Origin of the sequence: Solwaraspora sp. WMMD406 (genome assembly GCF_029626025.1) — a bacterium.
Lineage (GTDB): Bacteria > Actinomycetota > Actinomycetes > Mycobacteriales > Micromonosporaceae > Micromonospora_E.
Map to the genome: position 1 here is coordinate 6,482,403 of NZ_JARUBF010000001.1, position 15,097 is coordinate 6,497,499.

Annotated in this window: 14 protein-coding genes and 1 tRNA gene; 5 read left to right on the forward strand and 10 right to left on the reverse strand. The window is 72.2% G+C overall.

From position 1 onward, the window contains the following. Positions 1–3: 3 nt before the first annotated feature. Together O7632_RS28940 and O7632_RS28945 are read right to left on the reverse strand one after the other, a co-directional pair. On the reverse strand, positions 4–1,065 hold the full coding sequence (locus tag O7632_RS28940; protein WP_278118915.1) for a MoxR family ATPase: 1,062 nt from the start codon (positions 1,063–1,065) through the stop codon (positions 4–6). Between the two features lie 92 nt (positions 1,066–1,157). Continuing rightward, complete coding sequence (locus O7632_RS28945) at positions 1,158–1,892, reverse strand: helix-turn-helix transcriptional regulator (protein ID WP_278120489.1); 735 nt, start codon at positions 1,890–1,892, stop codon at positions 1,158–1,160. 181 nt (positions 1,893–2,073) lie between these two features. On the opposite strand from O7632_RS28945, the gene O7632_RS28950 reads away from it, so the two are divergent. After that, on the forward strand, positions 2,074–2,592 hold the full coding sequence (locus O7632_RS28950) for a VOC family protein (protein ID WP_278118916.1): 519 nt from the start codon (positions 2,074–2,076) through the stop codon (positions 2,590–2,592). A 124-nt stretch (positions 2,593–2,716) separates the two neighbouring features. Next, the gene (locus tag O7632_RS28955; protein WP_278112971.1) at positions 2,717–4,075 is read left to right on the forward strand and encodes an IS4 family transposase; all 1,359 of its coding nucleotides are present in this window, start codon (positions 2,717–2,719) and stop codon (positions 4,073–4,075) included. A gap of 69 nt (positions 4,076–4,144) precedes the next feature. Here O7632_RS28955 and O7632_RS28960 read toward each other — a convergent pair whose 3' ends face one another. The 3 genes from O7632_RS28960 to O7632_RS28970 all read right to left on the reverse strand — a co-directional run bounded on the left by O7632_RS28960 (position 4,145) and on the right by O7632_RS28970 (position 7,294). Then, the gene (locus O7632_RS28960; protein ID WP_278112501.1) at positions 4,145–5,263 is read right to left on the reverse strand and encodes an IS630 family transposase; all 1,119 of its coding nucleotides are present in this window, start codon (positions 5,261–5,263) and stop codon (positions 4,145–4,147) included. A 196-nt stretch (positions 5,264–5,459) separates the two neighbouring features. After that, on the reverse strand, positions 5,460–6,707 hold the full coding sequence (locus O7632_RS28965) for an FAD-dependent oxidoreductase (protein WP_278118918.1): 1,248 nt from the start codon (positions 6,705–6,707) through the stop codon (positions 5,460–5,462). Further along, complete coding sequence (locus O7632_RS28970; RefSeq protein WP_278118919.1) at positions 6,704–7,294, reverse strand: TetR/AcrR family transcriptional regulator; 591 nt, start codon at positions 7,292–7,294, stop codon at positions 6,704–6,706. Before O7632_RS28970 ends, O7632_RS28965 begins: the two co-directional genes overlap by 4 nt. Positions 7,295–7,485: 191 nt before the next feature. On the opposite strand from O7632_RS28970, the gene O7632_RS28975 reads away from it, so the two are divergent. From O7632_RS28975 to O7632_RS28985, 3 genes are read left to right on the forward strand one after another with little or no spacing between them, the layout of a single operon-like run. Next, a complete protein-coding gene (locus O7632_RS28975) occupies positions 7,486–8,550 on the forward strand; it encodes an AraC family transcriptional regulator (RefSeq protein WP_278118921.1) in 1,065 nt (354 codons plus the stop codon). Positions 8,551–8,608: 58 nt separating this feature from the next. Next, positions 8,609–9,328, forward strand: coding sequence for an alpha/beta hydrolase (locus tag O7632_RS28980; RefSeq protein ID WP_278118923.1), 720 nt, complete (start codon positions 8,609–8,611; stop codon positions 9,326–9,328). A gap of 4 nt (positions 9,329–9,332) precedes the next feature. Beyond that, the gene (locus O7632_RS28985; protein ID WP_278118925.1) at positions 9,333–10,835 is read left to right on the forward strand and encodes an amidase; all 1,503 of its coding nucleotides are present in this window, start codon (positions 9,333–9,335) and stop codon (positions 10,833–10,835) included. 64 nt (positions 10,836–10,899) lie between these two features. Here O7632_RS28985 and O7632_RS28990 read toward each other — a convergent pair. The 5 genes from O7632_RS28990 to O7632_RS29010 all read right to left on the reverse strand — a co-directional run bounded on the left by O7632_RS28990 (position 10,900) and on the right by O7632_RS29010 (position 15,090). Beyond that, positions 10,900–10,976: transfer RNA gene (locus O7632_RS28990), tRNA-Ala, on the reverse strand. 88 nt (positions 10,977–11,064) lie between these two features. Further along, positions 11,065–12,030, reverse strand: coding sequence for a hypothetical protein (locus tag O7632_RS28995; RefSeq protein ID WP_278118926.1), 966 nt, complete (start codon positions 12,028–12,030; stop codon positions 11,065–11,067). A gap of 143 nt (positions 12,031–12,173) precedes the next feature. Further along, complete coding sequence (locus tag O7632_RS29000; protein ID WP_278118928.1) at positions 12,174–12,812, reverse strand: GNAT family protein; 639 nt, start codon at positions 12,810–12,812, stop codon at positions 12,174–12,176. After that, positions 12,812–14,134 (reverse strand): gephyrin-like molybdotransferase Glp, encoded by a 1,323-nt coding sequence (gene glp, locus O7632_RS29005; protein ID WP_278118930.1) that lies wholly within the window; start codon positions 14,132–14,134, stop codon positions 12,812–12,814. Before glp ends, O7632_RS29000 begins: the two co-directional genes overlap by 1 nt. Beyond that, positions 14,131–15,090 (reverse strand): UTP--glucose-1-phosphate uridylyltransferase, encoded by a 960-nt coding sequence (locus tag O7632_RS29010; protein WP_278118932.1) that lies wholly within the window; start codon positions 15,088–15,090, stop codon positions 14,131–14,133. The genes glp and O7632_RS29010 overlap by 4 nt, the downstream gene beginning before the upstream one ends. Positions 15,091–15,097 lie beyond the last annotated feature (7 nt).

A 15,097-nucleotide genomic window follows, 5' to 3' on the forward strand; every position in this document is an offset into this window, starting at 1 on the left:
GGCTCAGGTACGGGCGGCGACCAGCCGGGGCAGGTCCCGGCTCACCTCGACCAGGAACCAGGCGGGCAGCACCGGTGCGCCGTCCTCCCCGGTGGCGATGACCAGCTGGGCGCATTCCAGGGAGATCGCCGCCAACTCGACCAGCAGCGCCTTGGCCCGGTGCGCGAACTGCCGCATCGCCGCCGAGGCGTGTTCCTTGCTGGCCGGCAGCTCCTTGACCAGTCGGGCCCGGAACGCTTCGGCCAGGAAGTACAGCACGTCGCGGTCGGTGGCGGCGGCCGGCCAGCCGACGTCGCCCCGGACGACGGCGTCGAGACCGTACCGGTGTCGCACGATCTTCACGTACCCGCAGAACCCGGCCGCGTGCGCGGAGCTCAACGTCCCGGCGGCCAGCAGTCGCAGCGTGTCGTCGGCGATGTCGTCGCCGTAGGAGCGCAGCGCGTCGGAGAGCATGTGCCAGCTGCGCGGGGTGGAGAACACCTCCTCCACCTTGGGCGGATTCACCCACAGGTGGTCGGGGCGTTCGGTCAGGTAGGCGACCACCCAGTGGTGGACGCCGGCACCCACCGCCCAGGCCAACCAGTCGTCGACACTGGCCCGCAGATGGACGTGGACCAGCCGGTTGACCAGTGCCGACGCCATCGGCCGGGCGAGCGCGTTGTCGGTGGCCCGGTTGCCCGCCCCGATCACGATCGAGCCGGCCGGCAACTCGTACGCACCGATGCGCCGGTCCAGGATCAGGGAGTAGAACGCCTTCTGCACCTCCGGCGTGGAGGCGTTCAACTCGTCGAGGAACAGGCAGTACGGCTCGTCGCGGGCGATCGACTCGGGTGGCGCGAATCGGCTACGGCCGTCGCGCAGCTCCGGCACCCCGATCAGGTCTTCGGCGGCGAGCTGCGTGCCGACCAGGGTCACACAGTCCAGGCCGAGCGAGGCGGCGAACTGGCGTACCAGCGAACTCTTGCCGATCCCCGGGGCACCCCAGACGAACACCGGCCGGACCACCGCCACGTGCAGCAGGAAGTCCGGCAGCTGGGCCGGGGTGACGGCGATCGCGGAATGCACACCGATCATGGTGCCCGTTGTCCCGACCGCCGTACATCGAATATCCGGCGTGGACGGTGGCCTGGCCTGACCCCACGGCGAGGGTCGCGTCGTCAGGGCGGGGTGGACTCCCGGCGGTACGCGCTCGGGGTGAAGCCGAGGACGGTACGGAACTCGTTGGCCAGGTGGGCCTGGTCGGCGTAGCCGAGGCGCGCCGCCAACGTGGCCAGCTCGGTGTCCGGGTCGGTCCGCAGCAGGTGCGCCGCCTCCTGCAGCCGCCGCCGGCGGATCATCGTCAGTGGCGGCAGGCCGACGTAGCGGCGGCCCAGCCGCTGCACCGTACGGACCGAGACGTGCAGCCGGGCGGCGATGTCCTCGACCCGCAGCACCTGCGGATCGGTGTCGACCAGTTCGGCCAGGTCGTTGGCGTGCAGCGCCTCCGGGCCGGGCGGCCCGATCGTCGCGGCCAGCCAGTCGGTGAACGCCGCCACCGCGCGGGCGTGCCGTACCGTCGGATCGTCGGTGCCGTCCATCGCCTCGACCACCGCCCTGTGCAGTTCAGGCAGTTCGACGACGCGTGACGTGTCGCGCAGCAGTGCCGGATCGGGCGTGAAGTGCGGCACCGCCGCCGGACGCAGCAGGGCGCCGACGGCCCAGCCGACGCCGGTCAGATCACGGTGGGACAGCCGGGTCGTCGGCCCGGCCAGCTCCACCCCGGCCGGCCCGACCACCAGGTTGCAGGCGGGGAAGGCGATGATCTGCTGCCGGGAGGTGCGGCCCGGCGCGATCCGCCACTCGGGGATCCAGAACCAGCGGACCAGGGCCGCGACCGGTTCCGGCGGCGGCAGCCGGGCGAAGGTCGGCAGCCGGGCCGGGTAGAGAATGCCGCGCCGCGCCGGGCCCACGACCGTCAGGTTACGGCCCGCGACGCCGACGAGTCGCCGGCTGTACGGCCTTCGCCGCCGGCGAGCCGGTCGGCTGTCGCGTATCTTCAAGCACCCTGCCGGCCCGCTGCCTAGGGTCGGCACCATGACCGACACCTTCGCGGCCGCTGACGGCCAGCACACGGCCGCTGACGGCCAGCACACCACCAACGGCACGCCGCACGGCGTCACCAGCCTGACTCCGTTCCTGGCCATCCCGGACGCCCGGGGCGCGATCGCCTTCTACCGGGACGTGTTCGGTGCCCGGGTGGTGGACGTGACCGAGATGGGCGGCATCGTCGTGCACGCGGTGCTCGACTTCGGCAACGGCCATCTGCAGCTCGGCGAGCCGTCCCCGGCGTACGGCATGGTGGCACCGCCGGCCGGTGACGAGGACTGCTACTCGATGGGGCTGTACTGCCCCGACGTCGACGCGACGCTCGCCCGGGCCGTCACGGCCGGCGCGACGGTACGGGAACCGGCCGCGACGTTCGTCTCCGGTGACCGGTTCGCCAGCGTCCGGGACCCGTACGGGGTGCGCTGGTCGATCATGACCCGGGTCGAGGACCTGTCCGAGTCCGAGAGCGCCCGCCGGGTCGCCGAATGGGCCGCGCGGCAGGGCTAGTGCCAACGCCGCTCGGTTAAGCCGTTGCGGCAGCGGTCAAGGGTGTGTCGGTCGGACATGGGAAAGCGGAGTTCCTGTAACGAGGTGAGTCACTCCAAGACGCCTCGAGACCAGGAACTCCGCTTTGGTCGATCAGATTGCCATAACTCGGACGGTGCGGGTAGCCGCAGGTGTGTTCGCGCCGGGTCATCTGGGTGAGTTGACCCAGTTCCTGCCCTTCGAGATGGTCGATGAGGTCCTTGCCGCGACCCGTCGTACCCAGCAGCGGATCCGGCTACTCCCGGCCCGGGTCGTGGTCTACCTCGTCCTCGCAGGCTGCTTGTTCGCCGAACTCGGCTACGGGCAGGTGTGGCGGAAACTGACCGCCGGTCTGACCGGGCTGGATCTGACCGAACCGGCCTCAGGCACGTTACGGGAGGCGCGTCAGCGGCTCGGGTCGACGCCGTTGCGGGCCCTGTTCGATCTGCTGCGCGGCCCGGCGGTCACCACGGCGACGCACGCCGTGCGGTGGCGGGGCCTGCTGGTGACAGCGATCGACGGGACCACGATGTCGGTCGCCGACGCCGAGGCGGTCCGGGTCCGTTACCGCAAACAACGGGGTAACCACGGCGGCGCGGGCTACCCGGCACTACGGCTGAGTGTCCTGCTGACCTGCGGCACCCGCTCGATCATCGACGCCGTGTTCGCTCCACTCGGCACCAGCGAACTCGACCAGGCCCGCTCCCTGGCCCGGAGCCTGGCCGCCGGGATGCTGCTGTTGGCCGACCGTAACTACGCCGCCGCCGACCTCATCCAGACACTCGCCGCCACCAGGGCCGACCTGCTGATCCGCTGCAAGAACGGCCGCCGCCTGCCGGTGATCCGCCGGTACCACGACGGATCCTGGCTGTCGACCATCGGCACGGTACGGGTGCGGGTCGTGGACGCTGAGATCAGCGTCCAGACCATCGACGGCGTCCGCACGGGCGGCTACCGGCTGATCACCACCCTGCTCGACCCACGCACCCACCCGGCCGGCGAACTGATAAAGCTGTACCACCGCCGGTGGGAGGTCGAAACCGCCTACCTGGAGATCAAATCCAGCATCCTCGGCGGCCGGGTCCTGCGCGCGCGTACTCCCGACGGCATCGACCAGGAGGTCTACGCCCTGCTGGTCGTCTACCAGATCCTGCGTAACGCCATGACCGACGCCACCGACAGCCGGCCCGGCACCGGCCCTGACCGGGCCAGCTTCACCACCGCCCTGAACGCCGCCCGCGACCAGGTCACCCACGCCGCCGGCGTCCTCGCCGACACCGTCATCGACCTGGTCGGCGCCATCGGTCGTGCGGTTCTGGCCCACCTGCTACCTGAGCGTCGGATCCGGGTGAAGACCCGCATGATCAAACGCTCGAACTCCAAGTACCAAGCCCGCGGACCCAACGTAGACCGACGCAGCTACAAAGCCACCATAGCCATCGATATAATCACAAACACTTGCTAACCATCCACCCGCCCTAACCGAGCGGCGTTGGGGCTAGTGCTGTGACCACGAACGTTCAGGGTGTTGGTGTCAGGCTGCGCGGGTAGTGGGTTGGCCCCAGCGTTGTTGTCGTTCGCTGCGTATGCGGGCTCGTTCGCGGCGTTGGGCGGCCAGGACGTCGGGATGACGGGCGTTGGCGTTGCGCCAGCGTAGGTATGTCTGCAGCCTCCGGGTCAGGGCGGGGTGGTTGGGGTGGTTCGACCCGGCGATGACGAAGGTGCGCAGTGGCCCGAACTGGGCCTCGATCGGGTTGGCCCAGGAGGCGTAGGTCGGGGTGAAGCAGAGTTCGACCTTGTTCCGGGCCGCCCACCCGCGGATCGTGCGGCCTCTGTGCGCGGAGAGGTTGTCCAGGATGACGTAGATCGGTGCCCCGTCCGGACGGGCGGCGCGGATCGACTTTAGGGCGGCGAGGGTGTTCGCGGCGCTCTTGTGTCGTCGGACGACGCCCCAGAGTTGGTCGTCGCCGACGGAGTAGCAGCCGTGGAACTGTCGGACGCCGTGCAGCTTGTGATAGTTCGCGGGTAGCCGGCGCGGGTGTCCGGCCGGTGCCCATCCGGCGCCGGCCTGCGGACGGATCACCAGGGGCCCGAACTCGTCGAAAGCGAACACCCGGTGCGGGAACCGGGCGGTCACCTCCTCGATGCGGGCGAGCTTGGCGTCCCGGTCGGGGTCGGTGGACTCCTTCCACGTCTTCGTCCGTTGGAAGGTGATCTTGTGTCGGTGCAGGATCTGCCGAAGTCGTTCCCGCCCCACCTGGACGCGACGGGAGGCGTGCGAGCTCAGGTGGTCGGCGAGCTTGCGCACGCTCCAGCGGGTGAACGGCCGCCCCAGCTTCTCGGGGCGGGTGGTGGCCGTCTCGATGATGAACGTCTCGTCATCGGGACTGATCTGGCGGGGACGGCCACCCGCCCACCGAGGGTCCAGGCTGGCCATGCCCATCTCGTTGAACCGGTGGATGACCTGCCGGATCGTGTCCTCGTCGGCCTGTACCAGGCGGGCGATCGCCGGCACGGTGTTCCCGCCGGCCGAGGCGAGCACGACCATCGCGCGTCGCAGTCGGATCGGGGAACCGGTTCCCCTGCGGGTGATTCGCAGCAGCTGCTGACCTTCGTGGTCACTCAACCGCCGTACACGTACAAGATCTGCCACCACCACAGCCTGGCCGTCACGACGTCACCCGGCCGACAGGCCCGACGGCGTGTCATCCAACACCGTGAACGTTCGTGGTCACAGCACTAGGGACAGCGTCCGACGGCGCGTCGCCTGATGCGGCGGACACGGCGGAAGCCGGCAGACACGGCGGAAGCCGGCAGACACGGCGGAAGCCGGCAGACACGGCAGCTGGTCAGCCCCGGGACTTGCCGACCACGGAGCGGGCGATGATCCGGTCGACGCCGGGCAGTCCGGCGGCGGCCAGGGCGAGCCGGCGAACCCGTAGCCACCATTGGCGCTCCGGCACGAACCAGCGCACCCCGCGCCGGGCCGTTCGCTGCGTGTCGGCGACGATCGGCCGCATCGCGGTTTCGTAGCGGCGCAACGCGATCGCCAGCCGGTCGGTGGCGATCACGCGGGCGTCGGCGGCGGCCGTGCGCGGGTCGGCGGCCGTCCGGCCGGAGTGGGCACCGGGGTCGGGAACGGGGGTGGCCGACGCGCGGGACAGCTCGGCGGCGAGGGTCTCCGCCCCGGCGACGGCCAGCGAGGCACCCTGACCGGCGAGCAGGGACACGGCCTGGCAGGCGTCGCCGACCAGGACCACCCGGCCCTGGCTCCAGTGCGGTAGCTCGATCTGGGCCACCTGGTCGTAGTAGAGCTCGTCGGCCGGTGGGCAGGCCGCGAGCGCCTGCGGGGCGATCCAGCCGAGGTCGGCGTACTCGCGCTGGAGGGTGGTCCGGGGGTCGGCCGGCAGCGTCGGATCGGTGACCCGGTGTACGGCGAAGACCGCGACCCGGCCGTCGCGTAGCGCGTAGCAGCCGAGCTGGCGGCGGGTGCTGTCGGTGAGGGCGAATTCGTCGCCGACGGCCTCGCGTACGGTCGGGTCGTCGAACACCCAGGCGGCGGTGTGGAAGCCGAGGTGGCGCAGGAAGTGCCGTTCGTCGCCGAAGGTGAGCCGGCGGACGGTGGAGTGGACGCCGTCGGCGCCGACCAGCAGGTCGGCCCGGTGGACAGTGCCGTCGGCGGTGGTGGCGTCGACCCGGTCGGCGCGATGGTCGACGCGGGTCAGCCGGCTGCCGTAGCGCAGGGCGACTCGTGGGGGCAGGGCTTCGCGGAGCAGTTGTTCCAGGTCGGGGCGCATGATGCTGACGAGTCGGCCGTCGACCAGGTCGGCGAAGCGGGCGAAGCTGAGGCTGGCCCGGCGGTGGCCCTGGTCGTCGCGGTAGGTCAACGCCCGCACCTGGTAGCCGCGCTCGCGCAGGCGCGGCAGCAGCCCCATCCGTTCGATGGCGTCGTAGCCCGGACCGAAGAAGTCGATCATGTAGCCCTGGGTACGCGGAGCGGCTGCTTGTTCGAGGACCGTCACCGACCAGCCGTCGGCGTCCAGCTGGTGCGCTAGGGCCAGGCCGGCGATCCCGGCGCCGCAGACGACGGCTTTCATTCTCGGTCTCCTCCCGCCGCGGCGTCCCGGCCGAGCATCCTGGTGAGCGGTCCGGCGACCGCGTCCGCCATCGGGCCCGGCGACAGCGGACGGTGCAGCATCATGCCGTCGACGGCGGCGACCAGCGCGGCGGCGGTGGACGTCGGATCGACGACCCCGTGGCCGGCGAGCCAGCCGGACAGCCGTTCACGCACGCCGGCGAGGACTCCACTCAGGGCCTGCCGCAGGTCGTCGTGCCGAGCGGCGGCGAGGTAGGTCTCGGCGAACAGCAGTGCGGTCGGGTCGGTGCCGGAATGGCCGTCGAGGGCGGCGAGCATCGACCGTACGCCGGCCTCGGGGGTCGGCGCGGCGGCCAGCAGGGCGTCCAGTTCGCCGGCGAGATCGGTGATCGCGGCGACGGCCGCTTCGGTGAGCAGCGCATGTAGCGACGAGTAGTGGTAGTGGACCAGGCCGGGGGCGACACCGGCCCGCTCGGCGACGCCCCGGGTACTGACGCCGGACCAGCCGTGTTCGGCGATCGACTCGGCTGCTGCTGCCCGCAGCCGGGCCCGCACCTGCCGGCCGCGCTCGGCGGCGGTCCGAACCATCCGGAACCTCCTGTCTGCGGTCGGCCGATCGTGGGTCGGCCGTACGTGACTTATTGGTCGATTGCCCTGGGCGTTTGCCCAACACGATACCAAACGACACGACTCAGCCGAGATCCATCGACGAATAGGAATGAATGTCGATCCCCTCTTCGGGCCTCGTACGGCGTCTGGGCTGCGGCTACGCTCATCGGATGAGCGACCGGCGCTTCGTGGGCTCCGGCGGACTCGCCGGATTGACCCAGGCGGTCCGCGAGTCGCTCGTGCCCCAGACGATCAAGGCCCACGAGCCGGCGGCCTTCCGGGCCCGACTCCGGGACACCGAAATCGGCCACCTGCGGCTCGTCTCGGCCGCGCTCGGCCCGCTTCAGGCACACCGCACGGTCGCACCGGCCGCGACGGGAAGCGTGTTCCTGCTGCTTGGCGTCAATGCCCGGGGAGAGATCCGGCACCGACACGGCCGTGAGCCGATCACCCCGGGCCACCTGGTCGTGGTGCCCAGCTCCGAAGGCTTCACCGTCGAATACCCATCGCCGTCGCGGGTGCTGTTCGTGGTGCTATCCGAGCCGGTCGTCACCGACCGCTACCCGCTGCTGGACGGTCCGATCCGTTCGGCACCGCTGGAACCGGTGGCCGCCGTGCTGGTCCGCCAGCTGCCGCACCTGATGTCGGCCGCCGAGCGCGCGGGCGCGGTCGGACGATCCGGCGGGCCACCCGGCTCGGTCGGACGATCCGGCGGGCCACCCGGCGCGGTCGGACGATCCGGCGGGCCACCCGGCGCGGTCGGACGATCCGGCGGGCGGCCGGCTGAGCCACCTGGCGAACTGCCGGCCGAGCTGCCGGGGATCCTCGACGGACTGCTGCAGCTGACGCTGCGGAGCACGATCGGAGAGACCAGCGGGCAGCCGTTGCCGGCGCTGCGGGTGGCGGCCGAGCGGCTGATCGAGCAGGAACTGGCCCGTCCCGACCGTACGGTGCCGGAGTTGGCCGTACCGCAGCTGGCCGCAAGACTGGCGGTCTCCGTACGGCAGCTGCACCGGGCGTTCGAGCCGACCGGCCACACCGTCGCCGAATACGTCCGGCTACGTCGGCTGGCCGCCTGCGCGCACGCGTTGCGCGACACGTCGATGACGGTGACCGAGCTGGCCCACCGGTACGGGTTCGCGTCCGCTTCCCACCTCGGTGTGCTGTTCCGAGCCCGGTACGGGACCAGCCCCGGTCGGTGGCGCGGATCTGACGGAGACCCGGCACCGCGCTGATATCGCGGCCACGATCGCCGCCCATACCGTCTGGGGCACCCTAGCGGAGGAGACGATCATGCGGTTCGTCCTGATCCACGGATCCTGGCACGACGGCAGCTGTTGGGATGGGGTCCGCAGGCACCTCGAAGCGGCCGGACACGAGGTGTACGCGCCGACGCTGCCCGGCAACGGCGCCGGCGGCGATCCCACGGTCACCATGGCGCGGACGGTCGGCAGCGTCGTCGACCTGCTGACCGACAAGGATCTCCACGACGTGGTGCTCGTCGGGCACAGCTTCGGCGGAGCGGTGGTCCAGGCGGTGGCGGTGGCGGTGCCGCAGCGACTCGCCCGCCTGGTGTTCCACAACGCGTACGTACTCGGCGACGGCGACACAGTGCTACAACACCTGCCGCCGTCGGCGGCGGCCGCCTTCGGATCCCTGGCCACGGCGGACGGCACGCTGATGCTGCCGTACGAGGCGTTCCGCGCCACGTTCATCCAGGACGCCGACGAGGCCACCGCCCGCGCCGCGTACGCCCGGTTGACCCCCGAGCCGTTGGGCCGCTCCGGTGAACCGCTCCCACTGCCCGGCTTCACCGAACTACCGGTGCCGCGCAGCTACGTGTACGCCACCGACGACATCGCGTTCCCGGTCGAGGAGTTCACCTGGCACCCCGGCCAGTCCGCCCGACTCGGGCAGTTCCGCCTGGTGGAACTGCCGGGATCGCACGAGGTCCTGTTCAGCGACCCGGCGGCGCTGGCGCGGGCCCTCGGCGCGGCGGGACAGGCGGACTGAGGCGGTGCGGGAATCGCTGGACGGGTCGGTGCGGGAATCGCTGGACGGGTCGGTGCGGGAGTTGCTGGACGGGTCGGTGCGCGACCTGGCGGCGGCGGTCAACGGCGGCGCGGTCGACCCGGCGGAGATCGTACGGGCGGCAGCGGCCCGGATCGAGGCGCTCGACCCGGGGATCGGCGCGGTGGTACGCCTCGACCCCGACCGGGCGCTCCGCCGGTTGCGTGCCGGTCGACGGGTGACCGGGCCACTCGCCGGCCTGCCCTACCTGGTCAAGGACCTGCACGCCGAGGTCGACGGGTTGCCGCTGGCCCGAGGCAGCCGGTTGTTCGCCGGGCTCGACCCGGCCGGCACCTCGACGATGGTCGCCCGGTTGGAAGCGGCGGGCGCGCTGGTGATCGGCCGGACCAGTTCGCCGGAGTTCGGCCTGAACATCACCACCGAGCCGGTCCTGTACGGCCCGACCCGCAACCCGTGGAATCGGCAGCGCTCACCGGGTGGCTCCAGCGGCGGCGCGGCGGCGGCGGTCGCCGCCGGCATGGTGCCGGCCGCGCACGCCAGCGACAGCGGCGGGTCGATCCGGATCCCGGCGGCGTGGTGCGGGCTGGTCGGGTTCAAGCCGACCCGGGGCCGGAACCCGGCCGGCCCGTACCGGGTAGACGACTGGAGCGGGCTCAGCCACGAGCACGCGATCACGCGGACGGTGGCCGACTCGGCGCTGCTGCTCTCGGTCACCAGCGGGCCGGCGATCGGCGAGCCCTATCCCGCCCCGGCCGACCACACCCGGCCGCGCCCGTCGACGATCGGAGTGCTGGTCGACACCCCGTCCGGGGATCCGGTCGCGCCGGCGTACCTGCTCGCGGTGCGGGAATGCGCCGCCGCGCTGGCCGCGCTGGGGCATCGGGTCGTGCCGCTGCCGGCGGTGGAAGCCGCCGGCCGGATCGGGCCGGTGCTCGGCGCGGTGATCGCCGGGCACCTCGCGGCCACGGTGGACGACCTGGCCCGCACCACCGGCCGCCAAGCCGGGCCGGACACCGTCGAACCAGCCGTGCTCGACCTGATCGAGCGGGGACGGCGGGCCGACGCGACGAGCCAGGTACGGGCCACGTTGGAGCTGCGCCGGCTCGCCGGGGAGTTGGCCGGGGCGCTGGCGACCGTGGATCTCGTACTCAGCCCGACGACCGCTCGCCCGGCCCCGCCGTTGGGCACGCTGCACACCGACCGTACGGCCACCGAGCTGTTCCGGGAGATCTTCACCATCTCGCCGTTCGTCGGCATGTTCAACGTGACCGGCGGACCGGCGCTGAGTCTGCCCTGGGGTCTCGACGATGACGCGATGCCGATCGGGCTGCAGCTCGCCGGACACCCCGGCTGCGACCAGCTCGTGCTCGAGGTCGCGGCCGCTCTGGAAGAGGCCCAGCCGGACCGGGTACGGCTGCGGCGCGACGGGCGTCGCGGCGACGACGGTGCCGGCGTCCGGCCGGCGGTGGACCCACTCGACGCTCGCTGAGGCGGACGGCCGAAGGGCGGGTTCTCGATCTTGCGAGAACCCGCCCTTCGGCGATGCTGCTCTGTGGTGGAGCTGAGGGGATTCGAACCCCTGACCCCCTCGATGCGAACGAGGTGCGCTACCGGACTGCGCCACAGCCCCCTGAACGGGTAGCCCACCGCCCGAGAAACGCCAGCAGTGGACCGGCGACAAGGCTAACAGGTCGGGTACGGCCCACGCGAGGCGAGGGTCAGGACCGGCCGGTGTCGTGACCCCGCCCCGTCTCGGGGGCACGGCCCGCTTCGTAGGCACGGCCACGCAGGCCACCCGTACGCCGGTAGGAGACCGAACCACCGACGCCGCCGCTGGCCGCCGCCGGCAGGTCCCGTGGTCGGTCCAGACCCATCGCGGCCCGGCGTACCACCTCGCGTTGGGCCGCGAGACGGCGCTGGGCCTCCCGACGGGCCGCCGCCCGGCGGGCCTGCTCCCGGCGTACCTCGGCCTGCCGGGCGGCCAGCCAGGCGGCTTCCCGGGCCCGCTGCCGACGGCGTCGCCGCTCGATGACGGCCCGGTTGCGCAGGTGCACCAGGTAGACGGCGAGCAGCAGCGCGGTGACGGCGAAGCTGATCCAGAAGCCGGGGCCGACCACCAGCACGCCGATCAACTCGACCAGGTTGAGCAGGAGCAGCGCCGCGAAGACCCGCCGGCGACGGATCACGGCCGGGGTGTGCCGCCGGGGCTGCTGTCGGCGCTGCCGGGTGCCGCCGGGTGCGACGAGCCGCAGCCGGGCGCCGCGCCGGGCCGGCACCGCCGAGCCGGACGACGGCACCGCCGAGCCGGACGACGGCACCGCCGACGACGGCACGGCGGAGGACGGCACGGCGGAGGACGGCATGGCGGAGGACGGCATGGCGGACGCGGGGACCGCCGACACCGGGGACGACGTGTCGTTGAACGCTGCGGCGTCGGCTGCCGTATCACTGTGCGAGCCGACTCCGGCGCGGATGGTCAGCCGGCGGGCGCGCGGCGGATTGACCGGCCGACGGCCGGGCACGGTGCGACGACGGCGGCGGCGTTGCAGCACCCGCGCCGTCGACAGCGCCCGCTCCGCCACCAGGCGCTCGGTGGCGTCGTACCGGCGGACCAACGCTGGTGCGAGGGCGAGCAGCCCGGCGGCGGCGAGGACGGCGAGGAGCACCGACGTCGGCACCCTCATCCCTCCCGTCACCCCGAGGCAACCAGCTACCCGCACGCGGAACATGAAGGTGTGTTCGGTTGCCGTACCTTCTCGTTACTTGAGGTTACGGGCGTCCGACCAGGAATTTTGTGCGCCGCGCCGACCACGGCCGGCGGAACGGCCTAACGCGCGCTGGTGCGCAGTCGGCGCCAGCGGGCCAGCAAACCGCCTTCTGCCAGGACATCTTCACTGGTCAGCGCGTAGCCGACGTGGTCGCGCCAGGCGCCGTCGATGTGCATGTAGCGACGATGGTAGGCCTCCTCACGGAAACCCAACTTCTCCACTACTCGTCGTGATGGCACGTTCTCCGGCCGGATGTTCACCTCGATCCGGTGCAGCCCGCCGGCGACAAAGGCGTGATCCACCGCAAGGGCCAACGCGGTCGGCATCACTCCGCGTCCGGCCACCGCCGCGTCGATCCAGTAGCCGGCGTAGCCGGAGCAGAAGGCACGGCGGACGATGTTGCCGATATTGAGATGGCCGACCAGCCGCTGCCCGGTCGGCTCGACCAGACAGACCGCGAACGGCATGCTCTCGCCGCGCCGCGCCGCCCGACGCTGATCGCGGTAGAGGTAACGAAACGCGTCCGGCGAGTTGAGCTCGTGCCAGGGACCGGGCGGAGCGGACTCCCAGGGGGCCAGCCACGCCTGGTTGCGGCGACGCACCTCCGACCATTCGACGGCGTCGGTCCGCCGGTACGGACGCAGCAGCACCGGCCCGTCGGTGAGCACCACCGGCCAGCCGATCACGGCCTCACCCATCACCGTTGCCGGTCCAGCAACAACACGTCGACAGTAGAACCAGCGGCGGCGGTCGTCACCCGCTCGCCGAGCACCAGCAGACCGTTCGCCTCGGCCAGACCGGAAAGGGTGAACGGCCCGCCACGCAGCGGCTGGACCGTGTAACCGCCGCCGCGTCGCTCGGCGACGTGCGCCGGGCGGAACTCGCGCAGCCCGGCCGGCGAGGCGACCGTCTCCAGCAGGTGGGCCCGTACGCTCGGGCGGAAGACCGGCTCGGCGCCGGCCAACAGCTGGATCGCCGGACGGGCCAGCACCTCGAATCCGATCAGCGCGGAACCGGGCTCACCGGGCAGGCAGACCACGGGCACCTCCTCTGCTCCGACCGTACCGAAGCCGAGCGACGTCCCGGGATAGAGCGCGACCTCGGTGAAGGTGACCGGCCCCGCCCGGCCGCCTTCGCGTCGCGAGAATATCCGACGGACCATGTCGCCGGGCCCGGTGCCGGTGCCGCCGGTGGTGATGATCAGATCCGCGCGCATGGCCTGGTCCTCGAGCAGTCCCCGCAGCCCCTCCGGATCGTCGTCGCAGATCCCCACCCGGTACGCGAGCGCGCCCACCTCGGCGACAGCAGCGGTGAGCGCGTGCGAGTTCGCGTCGACCACCTGCCCCGGTTGGCTGCTGCGCCCCACGTCCACCAACTCGTCGCCGGTGGCGACGATGACGACCCGGGGGCTCGGGCGGACCACGACGTGCCCGATACCGGTCGCGGCGAAGATCGCCACCATCGCCGGGGTCACGTACGAGCCGGCGCGGGCGAGCACCGCGCCGGCCGGCAACTCCTCACCGGCCCGGCGCAGCCCGTACCCGCGCCGGGGCACCTGGAAGATCTCCACCGCCGCCATGCCCTGGTCGGTCCAGTCGATCGGCACGACCACGTCGGCGGCGATCGGCAACGGTGCTCCGGCCGCCACCGAGAAGCAGGTGCCCGGGGTGAGCCGGACCGGCCGCCAGCTCGCCGCGCCGAGGTCGCCCACCACGTTGAGCCGGACCGGCCGCAGTCGCGCCGGCGGCGCGACGCCGCGGCCGGTCGGGGCGGCCTTGCCGCCCCGACCGGCCGGCGCGATGTCCTCCCAGCGGGCCGCGTAGCCGTCGATCGCCGCCTGGTCGAACGCGGGGAAGGCATGCGGCGCCGCGACATCCTCGGCGAGGAGGTTGCCGTGGGCCTGGGTGAGGTCGAGGTCGAGCGGCGGCAGCGGCCGAATCCTGCGCAGCACGCTGCCCAGGTATTCGGCGAGCGGCGTCAGCTCGTTGAAGGCCGCCTCGGCGTCGGCCGTCGCGGTCATGTAGTGGGCACCCCGGGCGTGTCGGCGACGAACTCGCGCAGCCATGATCGGAACTCGTCGCCGAGCCCTTCCCGCTGGCAGGCGATCTGCACCACGGCCTGCAGATATCCCAGCGGCGCGCCGGTGTCGTAGCGCATGCCCCGGTAGACGATCCCGTGCACCGGCGTCCCCTCGGCGAGCAGCATCGCCATCGCGTCGGTCAACTGGATCTCGCCGCCGCTACCCGGCTTGGTCCGCTTGATCGCCTCGAAGACGCTGCCCGGCAGGACGTAGCGGCCGAGTACGGCGAGGTTGCTCGGGGCGTCTTCGGCGGAGGGCTTCTCCACCAGGCCGGTGACCCGGACGATCTCGGCGCCGTTCTGCACCGACTCGTCGGCCGGTTCGACCGAGGCGATGCCGTACCGCTTGGTCTCGGCCGGCGGGACCTCCATGAACGACAGCACGATCCCACCGGTACGGGCCTGCAGGTCGATCATCGCCGGCAGCAGCGGGTCGTTCTCGTCGACGAACTCGTCACCGAGCAGGACGGCGAACGGCTCGTCGCCGATGTGCGCCTGGGCGCAGCCGACCGCGTGGCCGAGGCCGAGCGGTTCGTGCTGGCGGCAGGTGTAGATGTCGGCCAGTTGGCTCGGCTGGCGGACCGCGTCCAGCCGCTGCTGGTCACCCTTTTCGGCGAGCCGGGCCTCCAGATAGGGCTGGCGGTCGAAGTGGTCGACCATCGAGGTCTTGCCCCGACCGGTGATCAGCAGGACGTCGCTGATTCCGGCCGCCGCCGCCTCCTCGACGATGTACTGCAGGACCGGGCGGTCGACCAGCGGGAGGAGTTCCTTCGGTACGGCCTTGGTCGCGGGCAGGAACCGGGTGGCGAGTCCGGCGGCGGGAATGACCGCCTTGACCGCCCGCCGTCGCGGCCCGGACGTGGGGGTCGTTGCTGGGGTGGCTGCATGCTCCGACATGCCGCGA